The following is an 18,979-nucleotide window of genomic DNA, read 5'->3' on the forward strand; positions in this document are numbered from 1 at the left end:
TAAGAAAGTGTCGCATTGATAAACTTCTATATTGCCAGAATAATAATAAGTGCCATTGCGACTTGCGCCAGAAGGATCACCATTTAACCACTCACAATCCCAATCCTTAATCCTAATTTTAGCAGTTGGAGGGTTATATTGACCTGGAACATAACGAGAGAAATGAGATTCATAAAGTTCAGAATGTTGAGATGAGCAAATGTTATTAATGTCAGGAACTATATATCTTGTTTCTTTTTCTGAATTATTATTGAAATTAGGATTTAATTCGAGGCTTGTTGTTGAAGTCGTAAATTTCTGAGTGAATGCATGTACAAAGCTACCAGAGGCATGTGCAGATGACGACACAAAAAGGAGAAAGAGTAGGGCTGTGGATTTATCGGTGATTTTCAACCCAGTTGTCCAAATGGCTGCACTTAAGCAGCCTTTTTATTACGCTCGATTTCCTGCACTTTCCCTGGGTTAAGCGACACTGAACCAGTGACCTCCCAGTTTCGGGTGCTGCCCGACCAGCGTTTCGGATAGCGACGCTTAGCGCTTTCATAAACCGCTTTACGACGTTCAAGGCGTTTTCGATCAACGCCACGATGCCGGTCAGCTGGCGTGACATATTGGATGCCACTGTGAAGGTGCTGTTCGTTGTAAGCCCGCTCGAACACCAACATCCATTCTCGTACCGCGCTCAGCGATGTAAAGCCCTTGGTGGGCCATGCTGGGCAGTATTTGACGGTACGGAACAGCGATTCCGAGTAAGGGTTGTCGTTGCTTACTCTCGGGCGACTGTAAGACATCAACATCCCCAGTTCGGTTAACCTCGCTTTGAGCGTATAGGACGTCATCGGCGCCCCGTTATCTGAGTGCAGTACCGGTGGTTGATGCCAGCAACCTTCTCGCAGCAAAGCGCGTTCCAGTAATTGTTTAGCCAGCTCGCCCGATTCGGTGTCGTGAACTTCCCAGGCGATGATTTTGCGGCTGTAGATATCCATGATCAGGTAGAGATACCAGTGCTGGCCTCGCACAACGGAGGCGCAGAAGCTAATGTCCCAACTCCAGACCTGGTTTGGCCCTGTTGCCGTAAAACTGGTCGGCGCGGGCACTGGACGGCGTGGTTTCATACGGCCACGAGGGTGCTGCTGGTGATGCTTTTTCAAAACCCGGTAAAACGACGATTCGGAGGCCAGATAGACGCCGTTGTCTGCCAGCAAAGGCACGATTTGAGACGGCGGCAAGCTCTGATACTCGGGACGATGACACGTGTTCAAAATGGCTTGCTCTTCCTCATGCGTTAGCTGATGCGGCTGCCTGCCTTGCACCACGTGATGACGCTGATCCTCAACAACAGCGCCACACTCAGATCGCCAACGTTTCAGTGTGCGTTCATTCACGTTGATAATCTCAGCGGCTTTATAACGAGACGCGCCATCCACAACCGCTTCGTCAAATAGCGCGATGAGCCTTGCACGTTCGTCGAGCGGCGTTAGTCGTCCTCGCCGCTGTCGGGATCTTCGCTGTACAAGGCTTCGAGCTTTTTTGAGAGCACCAGTAACGACGTCGTCTCAGCCACTACCTTGTCTTTGCGCCGCACTTCCGCTTTGAGTTGCTTGATGGTCTTACGGTCTTCTTTACGCTGCTTTTGCGCCGCTTTTTCCTGGTCTTCTTGCCGACCAGCGCCTTCGAGGCAAGCCGCTTTCCACTGCTGAATTTGCTCGGGATAAAGGCCTTTTTCGCGACAGTAAGCGCCAAGCTCTGCCTCTGACAGGGTGGCGGTTTCGATGACCACGGCTAGCTTGGCGTCGGGCGACCATTCACTGTCGCCTGGGGTGTAACCCGGCACAGGCACTCCTTTTACTCGACACTGTTTTAACCAACTATACAGCGTCGCGTCAGAGATGCCTTCCTCTGTCGCTACCGATGCCACACTGTGATTATGGGGTGGTAACAACTTCTTCAGGACGGCTGATTTACGCTCTGCGGAATAACGTGGCACAAGGACTCCATGCCGCTCCCTCTGGATTAGATTTAGGCGATATCGCCAACCGGACAACTAGGCTGACAGAGGGGGTTATTCACAAGTAATGCCTTTGGAATTAAGTCCATAAGAAATTTAGAAGGGGCGTTTCCGCCCCGAAATGATCCCTGGTAAAGCGGTATTAAGAGGCGCGGTTAGCAAACTTCTTAAAGAGTTTGATGCCGATTAGCGCGGCGGTGATGGATGCAACGACAGGCCAGGCATACCCCGCCATTTCAGCACCTGAGGCGGAGACCTCATCGAATGCCGCAGCGGCACCGGAGGCTTCCTGTGCGTGGACGGCTGCCGATCCCATGAGTAGGGCAGTACCGCCCGCTACTTTGGCTTGCGTGGACTGAACGGCGGTTTTTGCGTTTTGAAAAAGTGTTTTCATGGTCATTAGACTGACTCCATAAATTTCTTAGTGATAACGACGATGTGTCCGAAGGCCCAACCAAGGGCGTAGGTCGTGAAAAGGGAACCAACCACAAACGTTAGGCTTACTTCGTTCATCGTTGGCCCCCACTTATTGCACCGATCCCGAAGGCGAGGACGAGACCGACGCAATAAACCAGGAGCCACAGACCGGAAAGCTCAGTTGTGTCCATGGCTCAGAATCCTATTTTTTATCGCTTTGGGGAGCCGGTTGTTGCGGGCTGCCGGTGGCGTTGGGTTTACGGGCGGCGAGGACGTGAAGCACGGTTTTGCCACCGGCCGCAGCGGAAGAGGTGCGGAGTTCAATTTCCAGCTCCATGGCGCATGGCATGTGCGGGGCAGCGGCGTGGAGTTGGTCAAAAATTTCATAAGGCGCCGTCATGACGCTGACTTGATTGCCGAGAGCGTTCTCGTTCTCGGCAGAAGCTGCCTGCATGATAGAAATTTTGGCGCCCTGGACGCCGTTATCCATTTTGTAACGTGATGCGCCGATAACGTGGGCTTGAATGGTGTTGATCATGGTTATGTTTCCTTTTCGTTAGCGTTGAGTTCTGGCGGTGTGGGTTAAGCAGTAGTCCGCGAGAATGGCTAGCTCAGTGGTTTCAGGTGTAATGCCGTTCATTACTAGCGCCAGGTATTCAGCCTGGGCGTAGTAGGTCGCGGCCCGTGCATAATCCCTGCCGTGGAGGCACCGCTGGCCCCGCTCCCTCAGAGCTCGGGAATCGAGGCAGGGGGTGTCCCCGGCCCGCCCTCCGTGGCCCTTCTGTCTTGTCGCACGGCAGCCCACCCCGGCACGGCTGTCAACCGCTCGTGCCTCGGGTGTGACAGCCGTGCCGGTGCAGGCTAAGGTCGCCGCACGACCGAAGGGCGACGGATGACGGGCAGGGGACATTGATCAGACCTCTGTGGTGGTGGGAGCGGCAGACACATCACCATCAGGGGCTTTCAGCGGTGCTTTATCGCCGCGTTCAAGCTGGGTAATGCCGTACTGAATCAGGTGTTCGCCTAAAGCGGAGGGGGTCAGGCCGTTGGTGCCTGCCTGGATTAAGTACCGGCTGTGAATCTCTTGATTGAGAAACACGCGAATGGGCTGTTTTTTACTCATGTGGATAACTCCGAAAGGGCTAAAGGCCGTTGTGGATAATGGTCGACGCGTTAGCCGTGGGGGTGTGGATAGGTGCGCCGGTACCACAATCACCGAGGGGCAAGGGGAAGCATCGGCAGGTGATGGGGCGCGGTCGGTGGCCTGGGCAAGGCCGTAGTGCTTGGTGAGGTAGTCGAGTGCGTGCTGGTAGTGCTTAAAAACGATGCTGTAACGCTCGCCGTGGTCAATATCGGACATGCGCATAATGATGCTGTCGTCCAGGTCGAGGGCGAGCATGTGCGCGGCGGGTACGTTGATGAAGAAGAAGCCACCAGCGGTAACGATGTGGTGATGCAATATCACGCCACCAGAGGTGCTTTCACCGCCGAATAAGAGCTTTTGAGTAGCAAGGGTAAGGCCATCGGACGCCAGCAGCGTGCAGGGCGTATTGAGCGTGGTAACGGGGGCTAGGGCGGTCATTAGTGCCAGTCCTCCGATTGCAGGCACTCAATCGTGAAGAGCGCTACATTAACGAGGCGACGACGACCCACTTTTATAAGGGGGAGGTTTCCCTGGTTTAACTGGCCCCGAATGGTGTCGGGTGTGAGGCCTGTGAGCTCAGAGAATCGCTCTATCGTCATGATCGGCACCTGAGGTGCGGGGACGTGGGGCGTGTTGCTCGTTTCCATGCTATATCTACTCACTGTGGCATGTTGTGTTAAGGTTTGTTTATCAACTAATTGTCAACTGAACTGGACAATTCGGGGATGAGAAACTTAAGTGCATGGTGTACTCTCTAAAGAGGTCACCTTTCAAGAGTAGACTCTTTGGCGAGTATATGGCAAGCGATTTAGCAAAAAGAATTCGTTTAATTAGAGAAGCTGAAACTTCAGGTCGTGCTGAGTTTTCGCAACTTATTGGAATATCTAAAAAAACGATAGAAGGTGTGGAGCAGACAGGCAGAACACCAAAAGGTGAATTGTTGGAAGCAATATGCCTTCAGTGGCCTGAATATTCATTATGGTTAATGACTGGAAGTGCAGACTGGGATTGTGCTCAGAAAGAACCGATGCAAGATACGATATAAAAAGTTGAAAAAGGTTGTTTGAAATAATATTCAACAATATTGTGTAAATTACATTCGTGTTTTTTAGATAGTTAATAGGGGGCGCAAGGTGAGAGTGAATAATGAGAAATTGCCAGTAAATATAGAGCTGGCGGAACTTGAGTTGAGCGTTAATGGAACAATGTTTGTGAAGCTAAAAACGCTAAGCGAACTTGAGGATTTTTGGGAAAAAAATAAAGAACTATTTAAATATGCAGTAGAAGGTGTTGATTTAAATTGTGATCAGACTTTTTTGAATGGTTATGAGTGGGTCTTTGGAAAAACAAAAGAATCAGTAGTGCGCACGTTTATGCGTTGGGATGAAACATCTGTTAAATGCGATTTTTATGATCAGTCAAAAGAGAATTATAAAGAACATAAGTCTTTTTTTTTAGAAAGAGATAATTATCGTGAAGATATGATGAAGCGTGACACTTGGACAATTGAAGATGAAGAGGAATACCAAGTTGATTGTTTAAAAAAAACACCAGATAGCTACCGAGGATGGTGGAGATTAACAAATTTGCCTAATGGATTGAATTCTGAAGAATGGGTTGATCCATACGCAGAAGATGAAGAGTTGTATGATATAAATATGTCTACTCATGAAGTAGCTCAAAAACTTCAAGTGCAAATTTTCAACAGCTGGATGGAAAGTGATTGGGGCGAGTTAAGGTTTTATGATCGCAAAAGTATAGAAGAGAAGATCTTTTACTGGAGAAATGAGAAAAATGCAGGTCAAGATTATTATGGTAGTGAAAATGAGGTGTGATCCCCAAATAAGTCATTTTGTGGCAGATGTTTTTACAATTGCTTTTGATAAGTTTGATTCTATTTCTTTAATGTTTTTTTCTATCGTGCTTATAGGTTGTGATAGTTGCATGAATGCTTTTTTGAGATGAAGATAAATCTCACCAGCTCGCTCTTCATTTATGCCGCTTATCATTTTAAATGAAATTGATGGATAGAATGGAATGGAGATGTTTTTAAGCTTTTCTGCTAGTTGTGGTTTAGATAAGCTATAGGCTTCTCTGGAATTGTCATTGCACTTTTTGTGGATATGCGAGCAAATTCTTTCTAAACGATACTCAAGTATGTCATTGGGGACGTTGATGCCTTCTTTTCTTGATATGCTCTTCATGAGATTATCTCTTCGAATTTAAGTGATATATTTTTATCTGCTTATGATTAATCTAGCCCCAAAATAGAATATTTTTACGGAAAGTTCAATAACCAGAAAAATGAAATGTTGCAAGCTAATTGCTTAGCTAAAAATGCCTGCAGAAATATGGTTTATTAAGCTAAATCAATATTTTTGATTGCCGTAGGTCGCTTTTTTTAAATTCTATACTCCTACGGCTTTTTCAGGCTCGTGTTTATAACCAGTAAGCTGGTCACGTCAACAAAGAGTCAACTGAAATGTGCGCTAGCCTGCTGTGCTGCGCATTAAAGTCTTCTTAAATTCATTGGTTTATGATGGGCTATGCCATTGTGTGACGCTTCAAGACGCTCTCATAATCCCTTGGTCGTCCGTTCAAGTCGGACTGGGCCCACCATTTCTATACTTGTCTATTTCAAATAGCTGCTCATCTTACGTCCTGTGCTTTACCGCTCATTATTAGCAGCAGCCGCATCCCCTTTTCAGTAACTGCTAACAGCAGGGCCGCTTGGGCTGTCAACGCTTAAGACCTCTCGCTGATTCCTCTGTTTCAACACTCTTGGCTGTTTATTAACAGGCACCAATGGCGCTCAAATAGTCAGCTATCTACTATTGGATTGGCGCAAGACCGCTGGCAGGTTGCTTGCGCGGTACGCACACTGGGCTGCCACTTTCGGGGTCGTGGAGCACGCGTGCCTCTAGGTCAAATACGCGCTTTAGGTTTGCGGCGGTAAAGATCTCGCTGGGCGGGCCGCTGGTGACTATGCGGCCATCACACATCATGACTAGATGGTCGGCGTAGGCAGCGGCCAGGTTTAGGTCGTGAAGCACTAATAACAGAGTGCGACCATGTTCGTGGGCGAGGCGAGATAGTAGCTCTAGAAGATCGACCTGCACCTTTAAATCAAGAAAGGTGGTGGGTTCATCGAGCAGAATTAAATCGGTTTTCTGCGCTAGCACCATGGCAATCCAGCAGCGTTGGCGCTGCCCACCAGAAAGCGCATCCACGTTGCGGTCGGCGAACTCGGTAACGTTGGTGTAAGCCATTGCCTCGCGAATGGCTTCGGCATCCTGCTTAGTGTTCTGGCGCCACAGCGTCTGATGGGGAAAACGCCCCATACCAACCAACTGTTTAACGGTTAGCCCTTCAGGGGCGATGGGCCCTTGGGGAAGTATGCCAAGCCGTTTCGCTACGTCTCGCGTATTGCTGTGGTGAATGTCCTTACCATCTAAATACACGTGGCCGGCGCTGGGCTTAAGCGTTCGTGCAAGCGTTTTTAAAAGCGTCGATTTGCCACTGCCATTAGGCCCTAAAAGCACCGTTAACTTGCCTTGCGCTATGGCGATATCCACGCCTTTTAATACGGGGCGAGTCTCGTAGCCAGCCGATAAGGCTTTGCCGGTTAATCGGGGCTGTTGGTCTGAAAGGTCGGTCACAGGTGGGCTCATTGCATGGCCTAGGCAGGCAGCACCGTAAGGTAAAACATTCTCATTTTCAATATTTAACACTTTACGTTAGTGGATGCTTACTAGGTAGTGCCATCGTCTACAGAGTAGCGAATCATAAACGCAAGCAAGATGATTGCAAAAAAGTGAACGGTGCGTTCAGGTTTGGTAGACCTGAATACGTTTATATGCATAATACAATCATTATCATTTGTATATGTATTACGCTTTCTCTCGATCGTTCACTCCAAAGGTATAAAAAGAACATGCGCATTAAGAATCGTCCAGTGTTTTGGCCAACGGTAACACTCGCTGGTTTGGTGGCTATGAGTCAGGCCCACGCGCAGAATACGGCTGTATCAGATTCACAACGTAGCCGTGGTGACGCCGATCAAACAATGGTCGTGACCGCCTCACGGACTAATGCCACGAAAGACGATTCTCCCCAAACGGTGCGCATTATCACTAAAGAGGAAATCGACCAGCAGCTGCAGATTTCCAGCGATTCATCGCAAGTATTAAGCAACCTGCTGCCGTCATATTCGCCTAGCCGCCAGAAGATGAGTGGCAGCGGCGAGACGCTACGCGGACGCACCCCGCTGATTTTGATTGACGGTATTCCCCAGTCTAATCCGCTACGTCCCACAGGGCGTGAAGCACATACCATCGATTTTTCCATGGTTGAGCAAATTGAGGTCATTCAAGGTGCCAACGCCACCAATGGCGTTGGGGCGGCTGGCGGCGTGATTAACCTGATTACCAAGCGCCCGGAGCCAGGCTCTTACAACCAGCATGCAGAAATTAGGGTGACAACCCCTACCAGCGAGCTGGATAGCGACACGCTGAGCTATGAAACGAATTATGGCGTGAGTGGTAATACCGGCGATATCGATTATCTCTTCTCGGCGAGCGTCGAGAGGCAGGGGCTTTTCCTCGACGGTAGCGGTGATGCTGTCGGCGTCGATAACACGCAGGGCGATCTGATGGACTCTCGCTCCTATGACTTTTTGGGCAAGGTGGCCTACTGGATCGATGATAATCAGCGCCTGCAATTGACCCTGAATCACTTTGATATTGAAGGGCAAAATAATTACGTCAGCGTGACGGGGGATCGTGCCAACGGTGTGGTGACCACCTCTGAGCGTGGAACCCCAGAGGGCGATGTGCCTTATAACCGCGTGTGGACGACGGGGCTGAGTTACGATAACTACGATCTCGCTGGGATGCGCTTAAGTGCTCAGGTGTTCTACCAGGACTATGAGGCACTGTTTGGCGCGACCAACTCCGGGACCTTCCAAGACCCTGCTATTGCGCCAGTGGGTAGTTTTTATGATCAAACGTTGGCGACGACTAGCAAATTTGGTACCAAAGTATCGCTGACTAAGGATGATCTATTTAGCGACCGGCTCACGCTGACCGGCGGCTTTGATACACTGTTTGATGAAACGGAGCAGTACCTGTATCAATCTGACCGTACCTATGTGCCGTCGACAGAGTACACCGATCTTTCGCCTTTCATTCAAGCCGAGTTTAGGCCCATCGATTCGCTGCTTTTATCCGCTGGCGCCCGTTATGAATATGCCAAGCTAGATATCGGTGGCTACCAGACCGTTGCGGCTAACAATGGCGTTGAGGTCGAAGGTGGTGCCCCCAGCTTCAATGAAACGCTGTATAACGCCGGGGTTGTGTGGAAACCCGTTGATAACTGGAGCCTCTTCGCCAACTACTCCGAAGGGTTTGTGATCCCAGATGTAGGGCGTGCACTGCGTGGTATTTCGACACCCGGACAGTCGGTCAATAGCATTGATAACCTTCGCCCCATCGTCACCGATAATGTTGAGACCGGCGTACGTTTTGAGAACGGGCGCTTAGCGGCTGAGCTAAGCTATTACGAATCGTCCTCTGAGTTCGGCAGCCGCCTGACGGAAATCGATGATGTCTTCTTTTTGAGCCGCGAGGAAACCGAGATTAAAGGGCTGGAAGCCTCGGTGGATTATCAATTTACCGAGCAGCATTCCGGCCGCGTGGCCTACTCACGTATGGAAGGGCGTTTTGACAGTAATGAGGACGGTAGCCTAGATTCCCAACTGTCAGGGCTTGATGTGTCGCCGGATCGCCTGGTCGCCAGCTGGTCAGCGAATTGGACGGATGAACTCTCGACGTTTGTACAGGCAAACTATGCCTTTGATGAAACCTTTGACGAGGAAGATCGTGAGTTTGATGGCTATCTGTTAATGGATGCGGCGCTGGGATATAAACTGCCGGTCGGGCAGGTCAGCGTGGGCGTTGCCAACCTGTTAGACGAGCAGTACGTCACCTACTATTCGCAAAGCGCGCTGGTTAACGACGAGCGTTATTTTGCAGGGCGTGGCAGAACCGTTACCTTCGGCTATCGTTTGGATTTCTAACGCTGTCGGCGCGTTCTATGCAGTAGATAGACAAAGAAGGGCGCGCCGATGCCTGCTACGAAAATACCCGCAGGCAGGTCTTTCGGTAAGAAGGCCACTCTGCCAAGCAAGTCGGCGTACAGTACGATCAGCGCGCCGACCAGCGCAGAGGCGGGCACTAGCCGTGCCATATTACGCCCCACCAGCCTAGCCGCTAGGTGGGGCGCAATCAGGCCCACAAAGCTTAAGCCACCGGCGAAGGCCACCGCGGCACCGGCTAGCGCTACGCTACAGGCGAGTAATATCATCCGACTGCGCAAAATCGGCACTCCTAGCCCTTCGGCAACGCTGTCCCCCAATGCCATGGCATCCGCATGACGCGCAAAGGCCAAGCAGATGGGCACAGGCACCAATAGCCACGGCAATATTCCTTCTACATCCTTCCATTGCGCGGCATACAGGCTGCCGGTTAGCCATACGTAGGCGGTCATGGCGGCGGCGTCATCGCTGATAACAATCAACAGCGTGGTACCTGCGCCAGTGGCTGCTGCAAGGCCGATACCGACCAGCACCAAGCGTGATGGGTTGATGCCGTTTTTCCAACTGAGGCTAATCACCAGCAGCGCTGATATCAGTGCGCCTAGCATGGCCGCGAAAGGCAGCCAGTGAAGACTAAAATGGGTACTCAGTAACGCTAAAAAAAGCACTGCCGCTAACGCCGCGCCGCTGGTAATGCCAATCACATCCGGAGACGCCAGCGGGTTGCGCACAATGCTTTGCAGAATAGCTCCCGCCATCGCCAGGGCAGCACCAACGAGTATTGCCAGCGCAATGCGAGGCAGCCTCAATTCCCAAATGATAAAGGTAATGTCGCTATTTTGCGGCGCGGTCAGGGCGCCCAGTACCTCGAGCGGCGGCGTTGGAAAGCTACCTAAGCATAGCGAAAGACCGGCGCTAGCCGCTAGTAACAGGCTTAGCAAAAGCACGGTGGATTTAGTCATTGGCTAGTCATCTTGCGTCGCGCCAAATAAATAAAGAAGGGCGTGCCAATGAGGGCCGTCATCACACCCACCGGCACTTCTTGCGGCGGCATTAAAAACCGTGAAGCCACGTCGGCCAGCAGCAGCAAGCAAGCGCCGAGTAACGCGCAGCTGGGCAACAGCCAGCGATGGTCAATACCAAAGATGCCTCGCGCCATGTGGGGTACGATCAGGCCCACAAAACCAATCATGCCTGCTAATGCAACAGAGCTGCCTGCCAATACAATCACGATAAGCCCTAACAGCAGTTTGATCGTGGTTGCCTGCATGCCCAGTGCCGTAACCATGTCGTCGCCTAGCATTAATGCGTTTGCGTGGCGCACTAACAGCGCGCTCAGCAGCATTGCAGCGCCGAAAAGAGGCAATAGCGGCGTGACTAGCGAAAGGTCGCGCCCTGACACCGACCCCGCCAGCCAGTAAAGGACGCTTTCAAAACTTTGCTGATCCATCACCAGCAGCCCTTGGCTGAACGAGACAAACATAGCGGTGACGGCAACGCCCGCTAACACAACGCGAAGAGGCGAAAGCTCGCCGTGACGGCCTCTGCTGAGAATGACCACGAGCGCCGCGGCGACAAGCGCGCCTAGCAGTGCGGCCCACACATAGTCAGCGGGTGTACGCAGCGGTAGGAAGGAAACCGCGACCACCACAAAAAACATTGCACCTGCGTTGATCCCCAAAATCCCCGGTGATGCCAGCGGGTTGCGTGTCATGGTCTGCATGAGCGCCCCGGCAATAGCTAAGCTGGCGCCGACCAGCGTGGCAATCACCGCGCGGGGTAAGCGCTCGGTGAATAAAATGATGTGATCGATTTGGGTGGGGTCATAGTGATGAACTGCGGCCGCTAATGATGCCAGCGGAATGTCGGTGGTGCCGAGCATAACGCTAGCGAAAAAGGCCGCAAGTGCCGTCAAGGCTGCTAGTAAAAGCCCCAGGCTTTTTGCAGTGCGGCTGTTCAGCATGTCGTTTGCTCCACGCTAGTGGCGGCAAGAGCGCGGCAGGCTTGGCGGGGCAGCGGTTGCGTCAACCCATAATGGCTATAGAGTTCATCTAGCATGGCATTTGCGGCCAGTATGCCGCCGCCCATCATCCAGCTCACGGGTTCGGCTTCATACACGCGCTGGTTTTGAACGGCGCTTAATTGTTGCCATAACGGGTGAGAAGACCAGTGGCGGTAATTATTAGCAATGGCGGCATCGTCTGGCTCTAGCAGTACAAAGATGACGTCGGCATCCAGTGCCGGAATATTTTCAGTGCTGGAAAGCTTCATACCCCAGCCCTGGGTTTGTAGGGTATCGGGTTGCTCAAAGCCCAGTTCATCTAAAATGGAGCCCGCAAAACCACTGGTATAAATGCGAACGTGGTCGCTCTTGAAGCGAATGACGGCAACCTTTTGCGGCCATTCATTGCCCATTTGGGCGGCTATCTGCTGGCGAAAATCAGCAACCCGAGCGTCCCAGCGTTGCAGTAGCTCGCTTGCCTGTGCCTCTCGCCCGGTGGCATTGGCGATCATGGTAAGCGTTGTTCTGAAGCCGAACACGTTAGGCGCCGTCACCGTGGTGGCGATAGCGCTCAATAGCGGCGCTACGCGGGCATGACGAAAATCGCTGGCAACCACTAAATCAGGCGCGAGCCAGGCAATTTTTTCTAGGTTGGGCTGAGTTTCTAAGCCTACGTGCTCTACGTTAGTAAGCGCGTCACGCAGGTAGTGATACATGGGTTTTTCTAGCCAGGAATCGACCACACCAATGGGCGTAATACCTAGGGCGACGGCGCTATCGGTCGCGCCCTGATACAGCGTGACGATGCGGGCTGGCGTAGTGGGCTGCTCTTCGCTAGCCTCGGCAATGGCGTAAGCCAGCGTTGCACAGGCCGCCAGTAGCACGCACCGTAACATTTTGCGGTAATGGCGGTGAGCGTTCAGGTTGAAGATCACTTTCAGACCGGCGGAAATTAGAGAGCCGCGATGATGTCATGCAGCAAAAGTCAATGCAACGCATTATCAAATGTGAGCGGCTATTTGCACTAGGCCAAAAACGGCCACCCCAGCGGCCACGGGCCAGCCTAATGAGCGTAGCCGCGACCATACTGCCAGCGTGACGGAAAGCCCAATGGCCGTTGCGATCCAGGCAATAGCACTGGGATTAACCGGCATAATCGAAACGCCCAGTACAGCGGCAATCATCAGTGGGCCGAGAATACCCAGCCACTGAGGCATATTATTGATGCCGGTATCGCTATTGAGGCGGCGCTGCATCCATAGGAAAGGGACGACGCGCATTAACAGCGTGCCGATGGCGCACGCTATAACGGCGATCCATAGCTCGGTGCTCATAGCGTGCGTCCTCCCGCCTGGAACTTCACGATATAGAAACACAGCGCGCCGCAGGCAGCGGCCAGCGGAATAGCCACATTGCTCCAGCCATAAAGCGTGAATAACAGTGCTGAAAGAATGGTGCAGCCCATCGCCAGTGCCCAGCGCTTATCGGTGAAGCGCGGCGCCACCATGGTCAGAAATAGTGCGGGCAGAGCAAACGGCATAACCTCGCCAAGCAGCGGCCAGCGTGCGGTTAACGTTTCTCCTGCGGTGGCGCCTACTACCGTGCCCACTATCCACACTCCCCATGCCAGCAAAGAGGCCCCCATAAACCAGCTAAAACGCTCGGGCGCAGACAGCTGAGGCAGCCGAGTCAGGGCGAGGGCAAAGACCTGGTCGGTTAAACCATGCATTAACCAAGGCCAGTGGCGGCTGGGTGGCAGCCATGACGCTAAATTAGGACCGTAAACGACATGGCGTACGTTGATGAGCAGGGTCATTGCCACCACTAGCCATAGCGGTGAACCCGCCGCCACCATGCCTACAAATAGAAACTGCGATGCACCGGCGTAAACAAGCGCTGAAATCGCGGCGGCTTCCCAGGTGCTAAAGCCTGCTTGCGTCGCCACCAGGCCAAAGGAGAGTGAGACCGGTATATAGCCTCCCAGCAACGGAATGGCTTCCCGGACACCTTTTACGGTTGAGCGAATAGGTGTGTGACGAGCAGGCTGGCTCATGGCGTATTGCCTTTTTCACCATAGGTGATGGTCATTATTAAAGTGGCCTCCACGGCCTGGGTGCGATAAAGGTGCGGCTGGTCGGCGGAGAATGTCACCGTCTGTCCTGGGGTAAGCGCTATCGTCGACCCGTCTGGCCCCGCTTCCAGGCAGCCGCTAATCAGCGTTAGCGACTCTCGGGTGCCCGGCGTATGAGGTTCGGCTTGGCGAAGCGTATGGGGCGCACAGCGCATCCAGTAAGCATCCACTTGCGGGATGCCTTTGCCTTGATCAATCAGGCGCACCTGAACGCCATCCTCGCCTAGCGGCACGGTAATCGGGGCTACCAGAGTGCCGAAGGGGACATTGAGCTGTACCGCCAGCCGCCAGATAGTATCCAGCGTGGGGTTGCCGTTACCCTGCTCAAGGCGGCACAGGTTAGATTTAGCGATGCCCGCGTCATTGGCCAGCTGCGAAAGCGACCAGCCCCGCTCCATGCGCAGCGTCTGCAGGTGTTGACCTAGGGTACTGAGTGAAAGCTTATCCATGACGTACCGCCCAGCTGTTCTTTATATAGAACGTTCTATATAAAGAACGGTAGCCTGTCAACGATTAGTGCGCCGGTCAGGAGAGCCAGTGCGGTAATCGTGTGCCAGATCTGGGCAGGCCTGGTGTATAGATAATGGCGAGTATCATTGATAGGCAGCTGCCTGCTTTCGAATTTTCATCCGAGAAACAGGCAACTGTGAGGGGCAAGGAGTGCAAGCGAGGAGGAAGAGCAAACGTTAAAAAGTGCCGGGGTAGCTACCGCCATCCAGCAAGAAGTTTTGCCCCGTCATGTAGCCGGCATGCTGGCTGCAAATAAATGCGCAAAATGCGCCAAACTCTTCTGCCGTGCCAAACCGACCGGCAGGCACACCGCTTAGACGCTTTTCAGTCACGTCTTTCAGGCTGTGGCCAGAAATGTTGGCTTCAGATGCTAAGGCGCTTTCAAGGCGTTCTGTCTCAAACGGGCCAGGCAAAAGATTATTGATGGTGACGTTGCGACTCACCAATTGAGGCTGACGCGATAATCCTGCAATAAACCCCGTCAGCCCACTGCGAGCGCCATTAGACAGCCCAAGTACTTCGATCGGGGCTTTTACGGCACCGGAGGTAATATTCACCACGCGCCCAAAGCCGCGTTCCGACATGCCATCAACGGTGGCTTTGATAAGCTCGATGGGTGTGATCATGTTGGCTTCTAATGCCTTGAGCCAGTCCGACCGGCTCCAATCACGAAAATCGCCCGGCGGCGGCCCGCCATTATTATTGATAAGGATATCGACCTGGGGGCAGGCCGCTAACATCGCCGCACGCACCTGCGCATCACCAATGTCGCCAGCAACGGTGACGACGTCTATACTCGGGTTCAGCGCTTTTAACTGTTGTGCCGTGGTCGCCAAGGTTTCGCTATTGCGGGCATTGATGACCAGATTCACTCCCTCTTGGGCAAGTGCCATGGCGCACCCTTTACCCAGACCCTTGCTCGCGGCACAAACCACTGCCCAGCGACCTTTAATTCCTAATTCCATCGTGGCTCTCCTGATAAAGATTGTTTAACGAGCGGCGTAGCCACCGTCCACCGGCAGAATGACGCCGGTCACAAATTTTGCTCCGGGTGATGCCAGAAACAAGGCGGGCCCTATCAAATCATCGGGTGCTCCCCAGCGACCCATAGGCGTCCGGTCTATAAGCTCCGCCGAACGCTCTTTGTCTTGAACTAACGCTGACGTTAATTCTGTCGCTATCCAGCCGGGTGCTAGCGCATTGACACGGATACCTTCGGGCGCCCAAGCAATCGCCAGTGAGCGCGTCAGCTGGGCGATGCCTCCTTTAGATGCGGAGTAGGCGGGAACAAATCCGCTGCCAAAAAATGACAGCATCGACGCCGTATTGACAATACAGCCACCTGCGTTCTTAAGCGCTTCAAAGGCCGCCTGACAGCAACGCTGGGTCCCGTTTAGATTAATATCCACGACATCGGCGAAACCTTGAGGCGTAAATTCCTTACCACCGCGTAGGATGACGCCCGCACAGTTAACCAGCACATCAATGCGAGTGAATTGAGCAAAGAACGTCGTCACGGCATCGTCATTGCGAACATCAAGCTGATATTGAAGGGCGCCGAAATCAGTGACGCCGTTGTCTGACGCCTCAACGCCCGTTATATGAACGCTGGCCTGTTCTGCAAAGGCGGAGGCGATTGCCCGGCCAATGCCGCTGCTGCCTCCAATTACGACCACGGTTTTCATGTGTTTTCCTTGTTAGCTACGTTGGGCCGGCTGCGAGCGGCTGACATGAGCGCAGACGCAATAATCGCGACCCAAACCAGCACGGCAAGGGTGCCTAGCGTGGCCGCAATCGGGCGGTCAAATAGCATCAGCAGATCACCGTTTGCTTTGATCATAGAGCGCAGGAAATTGCCTTCAACCACAGGCCCTAAAATGACCGCAAGAATCATTGGCCCGATAGGGAAGTTGTGCTCGACCATGACATAAGCAAATAAGCCTAAAATCAGCATAATCCAGATATCGAGCATGCTGTTATTAGCCGCATAGGCGCCGACGATGCAGAACAGCAAGATAAGGGGATACAGCACGCCGTGAGGTACGGACAAAATATGCCGCGCGCTTCGTATGGCGAGTAGACCCAGTGGGATCAGCAAAATATTGGCGAGAATAAAGACAATAAAAATCGCGTTAACTAACACCGCATCGGTGGTGAATACGTCCGGCCCTGGGGTAATGCCTTTCATCATCAGTACGCCGATAATGATGGCGGTGATAGTGTCGCCGGGGATGCCGAACACAAGGGCCGGTATATAGGCGCCTGAAAGCGCAGCGTTATTGGCTGAGCTAGCGGATACCAAGCCCTCTGGATGTCCAGTGCCGAATTTCTCCGGTGTGCGCGAGAGCTTGCGAGCCAAGGCATAGCTTATCCACGATGCTATATCCGCACCGGCTCCCGGCAGCGCACCGATCAGCGTGCCCAGGAGGCTGCTGCGCGCCACCCCGCCTTTGTATTTCCACAGCAGCCCGCCGACGCCTTCAAAAGGCTTCTTAACAAGCGGCATCTTAGACAGCGATATCGTGCCAATTTCAGGCAGCCGCCGCAGCAGCTCCGCTATCGCGAATAAGCCAATTAACACAGGTAAAATCGCAATGCCGTTGAGCAGTTCAGGCACCCCAAAGATAAACCGCATCTGCCCGGACACTGAACTCATGCCCACCATCGAAATCAGCAGGCCAAGCAGCATCGAGATTGCCCCTTTCACAGGATCGGTTCCTGACACGAGTACCGCACAGGAAAGACCCAGCAGGGCTAGCCAGAAATACTCATCACTGGTGAATTGGATGGCAAATTCTGCAACCAATGGCGCAAAAAAAGCCAGAATCGCAACGCCAATGACGCCGCCCACGACAGAGCAGGCCAAGTTGACGCCCAACGCCTGACCCACTTTTCCCTGGCGACCCATGAGATACGCTTCGTCAGTATACGCGGCTGATGCGGGGGTTCCCGGTATGCGAAGCAATGCGCCCGGTATATCCCCTGCGACAATCGCCATCGCAGTGGCCGACACAATGGCACCAATGGCGGGAAGAGGGTCCATGAAAAATGTGAGAGGGACTAACAACGCTGTTGCCATGGTGGCGGTCAGTCCAGGGATCGCGCCAATGAAGAGCCCGAAGATTGAGGCCCCTAGAATCACTAGCAGCACCTGCCAATCAAATACCATTGCTAATGATTGCTGTAGTTCCATCATTAGTAGATCACCTCTTCTAGGATGCCTAATGACAGTGGAACGAGCAGTAGTTCGGCAAAGGTTAGCCAAATGATGAGCGTCGCCACGGTAGCCACGCTAATCGCTAGCCACCATCTTCCCTTAGTGAAGACGCCGATGAGCACAGTCAGCATGATGAGTGAGACAATGGGAAAGCCAAGAGTCGGCGTTAGGAGTATGTAGCCAGCCACGGCTGCCACCACGGCCATGATACAGAACAGCACATGGCCGATAGGAATAGCGTCTTGCCAAACAATTAACGGCCCTTTTTGAATCCAACCGCGTAGACAAAGTATCAAGCCCATCGCTATTAATAAGACCGCTACCAGCGTCGGGAAGGTTCCCGCGCCATAGTCCTGGCGCGGAAGAGAGGGAAAGTCTTTTGAGAGCCAAACGGTAATAGTGCCGAGTAGAACGGTTAAAAGCCCCAGGATAAAATCGTGAATACGCATGGTCTTCCGGCCTTACTGGGCCAGCCCCAGCGTTTCGATGATCTCGGCATTATTAGCATCTGATTCGGTCATGAACTGAAGGAACTCTTCTGGTCCACGCCACTCGGTTCCAAAGCCACGCTGCTGCATGAAAGACTGGAAGTCATCGGATTCGTAAACTTTCTGAGCAGCTTCGGCAAGCGTTGCGACGATATCCTCAGGTAGCCCTTTGGGGCCCGCTAGCCCGCGCCATGTGCCGGCTGTCCAAGGCTGGCCGGTCTGCTCTGCGGCGGTAAGAATGTCTGGAAAGGTCGACAGCCGCTCATCTGAGAATACGGCGAGCGTATCAATACGGTCTGCTTGGCGCATGGACTCAGATTCCGGCAGTGACGAGAATACGAAGTCCACGCCGCCGGCCGCTAGCTCTTGTAGTCCAGGCGCGGCACCTTCACTCGGAACAAGGGCGACAGAGTTGGGATCAATACCCTGCTGGTTAAGCAGGCCAGCAAAGGCCAAGTGGTAAGCCGCCCCCGGGGCCGACCCCGAAACAGTGTACTGATTAGGGTTTGCTTTGATGTCATCAAGCGCGGCCTCTAACGAATCCCAGCCGGAGTCCGCATTGACACTGAAGGCGGCAGAATCAAAGTTGACTAGCGCGATGGGGGTAAGGTCTTCATATGAAATGGCTGACGTGCCGATATGCCGATACGTCGTGATCTCAGCCGTCGGCAGGCCAAGCGTGTAGCCATCGGGCTTGCTCATGGTGATCGCCGTATGGCCGATAACGCCAGCACCGCCGGTTCGGTTGACCACGTTGACCTGCTGCCCTAGTTCTTTCTGTAAGCCACTTGCTAACTGACGCGCAACGGCGTCCGTACCACCGCCGGCGGACCAAGGCACAATCAGTTGGATAGGCTTCTCGGGGTAGTCGGCTTGAGCAGCCCCAGCCGATAGAGCGATGGCCAGGAAACCGGCGCCGAGAACGAGGGGAGAAGAGGATGTTTTCATGGATGCATTCCTTATTACTT

Annotated in this window: 19 protein-coding genes and 1 pseudogene; 3 read left to right on the forward strand and 17 right to left on the reverse strand. The window is 52.9% G+C overall.

Going from position 1 to position 18,979, the window contains the following annotated elements; genetic code table 11:
* Window positions 1-416 precede the first annotated feature (416 nt).
* The 4 genes and pseudogenes from CIK78_RS07185 to CIK78_RS07200 form a co-directional block, all read right to left on the reverse strand.
* A pseudogene (locus CIK78_RS07185) lies at window positions 417-1,987 on the reverse strand (IS3 family transposase).
* A 163-nt stretch (window positions 1,988-2,150) separates the two neighbouring features.
* Window positions 2,151-2,408: a major coat protein gene (locus CIK78_RS07190; RefSeq protein ID WP_217990277.1), complete on the reverse strand. Its 258-nt coding sequence runs from the start codon at window positions 2,406-2,408 to the stop codon at window positions 2,151-2,153.
* Window positions 2,409-2,627: 219 nt separating this feature from the next.
* Window positions 2,628-2,963, reverse strand: a complete 336-nt coding sequence (locus CIK78_RS07195) for a hypothetical protein (RefSeq protein ID WP_096278597.1) — start codon at window positions 2,961-2,963, stop codon at window positions 2,628-2,630.
* Between the two features lie 375 nt (window positions 2,964-3,338).
* Window positions 3,339-4,007, reverse strand: coding sequence for a hypothetical protein (locus tag CIK78_RS07200; RefSeq protein ID WP_096278599.1), 669 nt, complete (start codon window positions 4,005-4,007; stop codon window positions 3,339-3,341).
* Between the two features lie 358 nt (window positions 4,008-4,365).
* On the opposite strand from CIK78_RS07200, the gene CIK78_RS17760 reads away from it, so the two are divergent.
* Window positions 4,366-4,614 (forward strand): helix-turn-helix transcriptional regulator, encoded by a 249-nt coding sequence (locus tag CIK78_RS17760; RefSeq protein ID WP_141393029.1) that lies wholly within the window; start codon window positions 4,366-4,368, stop codon window positions 4,612-4,614.
* A 94-nt stretch (window positions 4,615-4,708) separates the two neighbouring features.
* Entirely contained in the window at window positions 4,709-5,404 is a 696-nt protein-coding gene (locus tag CIK78_RS07210; protein ID WP_141393030.1) for a hypothetical protein, read from the forward strand.
* A 12-nt stretch (window positions 5,405-5,416) separates the two neighbouring features.
* Here the strand turns inward: CIK78_RS07210 and CIK78_RS07215 are convergent, their stop codons facing one another.
* Both CIK78_RS07215 and CIK78_RS07220 read right to left on the reverse strand, forming a co-directional pair.
* Window positions 5,417-5,773, reverse strand: coding sequence for a hypothetical protein (locus CIK78_RS07215; protein ID WP_096278605.1), 357 nt, complete (start codon window positions 5,771-5,773; stop codon window positions 5,417-5,419).
* Window positions 5,774-6,400: 627 nt separating this feature from the next.
* Entirely contained in the window at window positions 6,401-7,228 is an 828-nt protein-coding gene (locus CIK78_RS07220; protein ID WP_255249093.1) for an ABC transporter ATP-binding protein, read from the reverse strand.
* A gap of 275 nt (window positions 7,229-7,503) precedes the next feature.
* Here CIK78_RS07220 and CIK78_RS07225 point away from each other — a divergent pair, with 275 nt between their 5' ends.
* The gene (locus CIK78_RS07225) at window positions 7,504-9,645 is read left to right on the forward strand and encodes a TonB-dependent receptor (RefSeq protein ID WP_176483377.1); all 2,142 of its coding nucleotides are present in this window, start codon (window positions 7,504-7,506) and stop codon (window positions 9,643-9,645) included.
* Here the strand turns inward: CIK78_RS07225 and CIK78_RS07230 are convergent.
* The 11 genes from CIK78_RS07230 to CIK78_RS07280 all read right to left on the reverse strand — a co-directional run bounded on the left by CIK78_RS07230 (window position 9,642) and on the right by CIK78_RS07280 (window position 18,959).
* The gene (locus CIK78_RS07230; RefSeq protein ID WP_096278607.1) at window positions 9,642-10,625 is read right to left on the reverse strand and encodes an iron ABC transporter permease; all 984 of its coding nucleotides are present in this window, start codon (window positions 10,623-10,625) and stop codon (window positions 9,642-9,644) included. The two genes, CIK78_RS07225 and CIK78_RS07230, sit on opposite strands and share 4 nt — an antisense overlap.
* Window positions 10,622-11,626 (reverse strand): iron ABC transporter permease, encoded by a 1,005-nt coding sequence (locus CIK78_RS07235; protein WP_096278609.1) that lies wholly within the window; start codon window positions 11,624-11,626, stop codon window positions 10,622-10,624. Before CIK78_RS07235 ends, CIK78_RS07230 begins: the two co-directional genes overlap by 4 nt.
* On the reverse strand, window positions 11,620-12,600 hold the full coding sequence (locus tag CIK78_RS07240; protein WP_255249094.1) for an iron-siderophore ABC transporter substrate-binding protein: 981 nt from the start codon (window positions 12,598-12,600) through the stop codon (window positions 11,620-11,622). The genes CIK78_RS07235 and CIK78_RS07240 overlap by 7 nt, the downstream gene beginning before the upstream one ends.
* Window positions 12,601-12,666: 66 nt before the next feature.
* Window positions 12,667-12,999, reverse strand: coding sequence for an AzlD domain-containing protein (locus tag CIK78_RS07245; protein ID WP_096278612.1), 333 nt, complete (start codon window positions 12,997-12,999; stop codon window positions 12,667-12,669).
* Entirely contained in the window at window positions 12,996-13,718 is a 723-nt protein-coding gene (locus CIK78_RS07250) for an AzlC family ABC transporter permease (RefSeq protein ID WP_096278614.1), read from the reverse strand. Before CIK78_RS07250 ends, CIK78_RS07245 begins: the two co-directional genes overlap by 4 nt.
* Complete coding sequence (locus tag CIK78_RS07255; RefSeq protein ID WP_096278616.1) at window positions 13,715-14,245, reverse strand: XRE family transcriptional regulator; 531 nt, start codon at window positions 14,243-14,245, stop codon at window positions 13,715-13,717. Before CIK78_RS07255 ends, CIK78_RS07250 begins: the two co-directional genes overlap by 4 nt.
* A gap of 237 nt (window positions 14,246-14,482) precedes the next feature.
* Entirely contained in the window at window positions 14,483-15,271 is a 789-nt protein-coding gene (locus tag CIK78_RS07260) for an SDR family oxidoreductase (RefSeq protein ID WP_096278618.1), read from the reverse strand.
* A gap of 24 nt (window positions 15,272-15,295) precedes the next feature.
* Entirely contained in the window at window positions 15,296-15,991 is a 696-nt protein-coding gene (locus CIK78_RS07265; protein ID WP_096278620.1) for an SDR family oxidoreductase, read from the reverse strand.
* Complete coding sequence (locus tag CIK78_RS07270; protein WP_096278622.1) at window positions 15,988-17,502, reverse strand: tripartite tricarboxylate transporter permease; 1,515 nt, start codon at window positions 17,500-17,502, stop codon at window positions 15,988-15,990. The genes CIK78_RS07265 and CIK78_RS07270 overlap by 4 nt, the downstream gene beginning before the upstream one ends.
* Entirely contained in the window at window positions 17,502-17,972 is a 471-nt protein-coding gene (locus CIK78_RS07275; RefSeq protein WP_096278624.1) for a tripartite tricarboxylate transporter TctB family protein, read from the reverse strand. The genes CIK78_RS07270 and CIK78_RS07275 overlap by 1 nt, the downstream gene beginning before the upstream one ends.
* A gap of 12 nt (window positions 17,973-17,984) precedes the next feature.
* Window positions 17,985-18,959, reverse strand: a complete 975-nt coding sequence (locus CIK78_RS07280; protein WP_096278626.1) for a tripartite tricarboxylate transporter substrate binding protein — start codon at window positions 18,957-18,959, stop codon at window positions 17,985-17,987.
* Between the last annotated feature and the right edge of the window lie 20 nt (window positions 18,960-18,979).

The organism is Halomonas sp. JB37, assembly GCF_002332255.1.
In the GTDB taxonomy this organism is placed as follows: domain Bacteria; phylum Pseudomonadota; class Gammaproteobacteria; order Pseudomonadales; family Halomonadaceae; genus Vreelandella; species Vreelandella casei.

Bases quoted from the DNA above. Each gene is read 5' to 3' on its own strand.
- CIK78_RS07230 (WP_096278607.1), bottom strand. From the start codon at position 10,625: ATGACTAAATCCACCGTGCTTTTGCTAAGCCTGTTACTAGCGGCTAGC.
- CIK78_RS07225 (WP_176483377.1), top strand. From the start codon at position 7,504: ATGCGCATTAAGAATCGTCCAGTGTTTTGGCCAACGGTAACACTCGCT.
- CIK78_RS07250 (WP_096278614.1), bottom strand. From the start codon at position 13,718: ATGAGCCAGCCTGCTCGTCACACACCTATTCGCTCAACCGTAAAAGGT.
- CIK78_RS07270 (WP_096278622.1), bottom strand. From the start codon at position 17,502: ATGATGGAACTACAGCAATCATTAGCAATGGTATTTGATTGGCAGGTG.
- CIK78_RS07200 (WP_096278599.1), bottom strand. From the start codon at position 4,007: ATGACCGCCCTAGCCCCCGTTACCACGCTCAATACGCCCTGCACGCTG.
- CIK78_RS07215 (WP_096278605.1), bottom strand. From the start codon at position 5,773: ATGAAGAGCATATCAAGAAAAGAAGGCATCAACGTCCCCAATGACATA.
- CIK78_RS07235 (WP_096278609.1), bottom strand. From the start codon at position 11,626: ATGCTGAACAGCCGCACTGCAAAAAGCCTGGGGCTTTTACTAGCAGCC.
- CIK78_RS07280 (WP_096278626.1), bottom strand. From the start codon at position 18,959: ATGAAAACATCCTCTTCTCCCCTCGTTCTCGGCGCCGGTTTCCTGGCC.
- CIK78_RS07260 (WP_096278618.1), bottom strand. From the start codon at position 15,271: ATGGAATTAGGAATTAAAGGTCGCTGGGCAGTGGTTTGTGCCGCGAGC.
- CIK78_RS07245 (WP_096278612.1), bottom strand. From the start codon at position 12,999: ATGAGCACCGAGCTATGGATCGCCGTTATAGCGTGCGCCATCGGCACG.
- CIK78_RS07190 (WP_217990277.1), bottom strand. From the start codon at position 2,408: ATGACCATGAAAACACTTTTTCAAAACGCAAAAACCGCCGTTCAGTCC.
- CIK78_RS07255 (WP_096278616.1), bottom strand. From the start codon at position 14,245: ATGGATAAGCTTTCACTCAGTACCCTAGGTCAACACCTGCAGACGCTG.
- CIK78_RS07275 (WP_096278624.1), bottom strand. From the start codon at position 17,972: ATGCGTATTCACGATTTTATCCTGGGGCTTTTAACCGTTCTACTCGGC.
- CIK78_RS17760 (WP_141393029.1), top strand. From the start codon at position 4,366: ATGGCAAGCGATTTAGCAAAAAGAATTCGTTTAATTAGAGAAGCTGAA.
- CIK78_RS07195 (WP_096278597.1), bottom strand. From the start codon at position 2,963: ATGATCAACACCATTCAAGCCCACGTTATCGGCGCATCACGTTACAAA.
- CIK78_RS07265 (WP_096278620.1), bottom strand. From the start codon at position 15,991: ATGAAAACCGTGGTCGTAATTGGAGGCAGCAGCGGCATTGGCCGGGCA.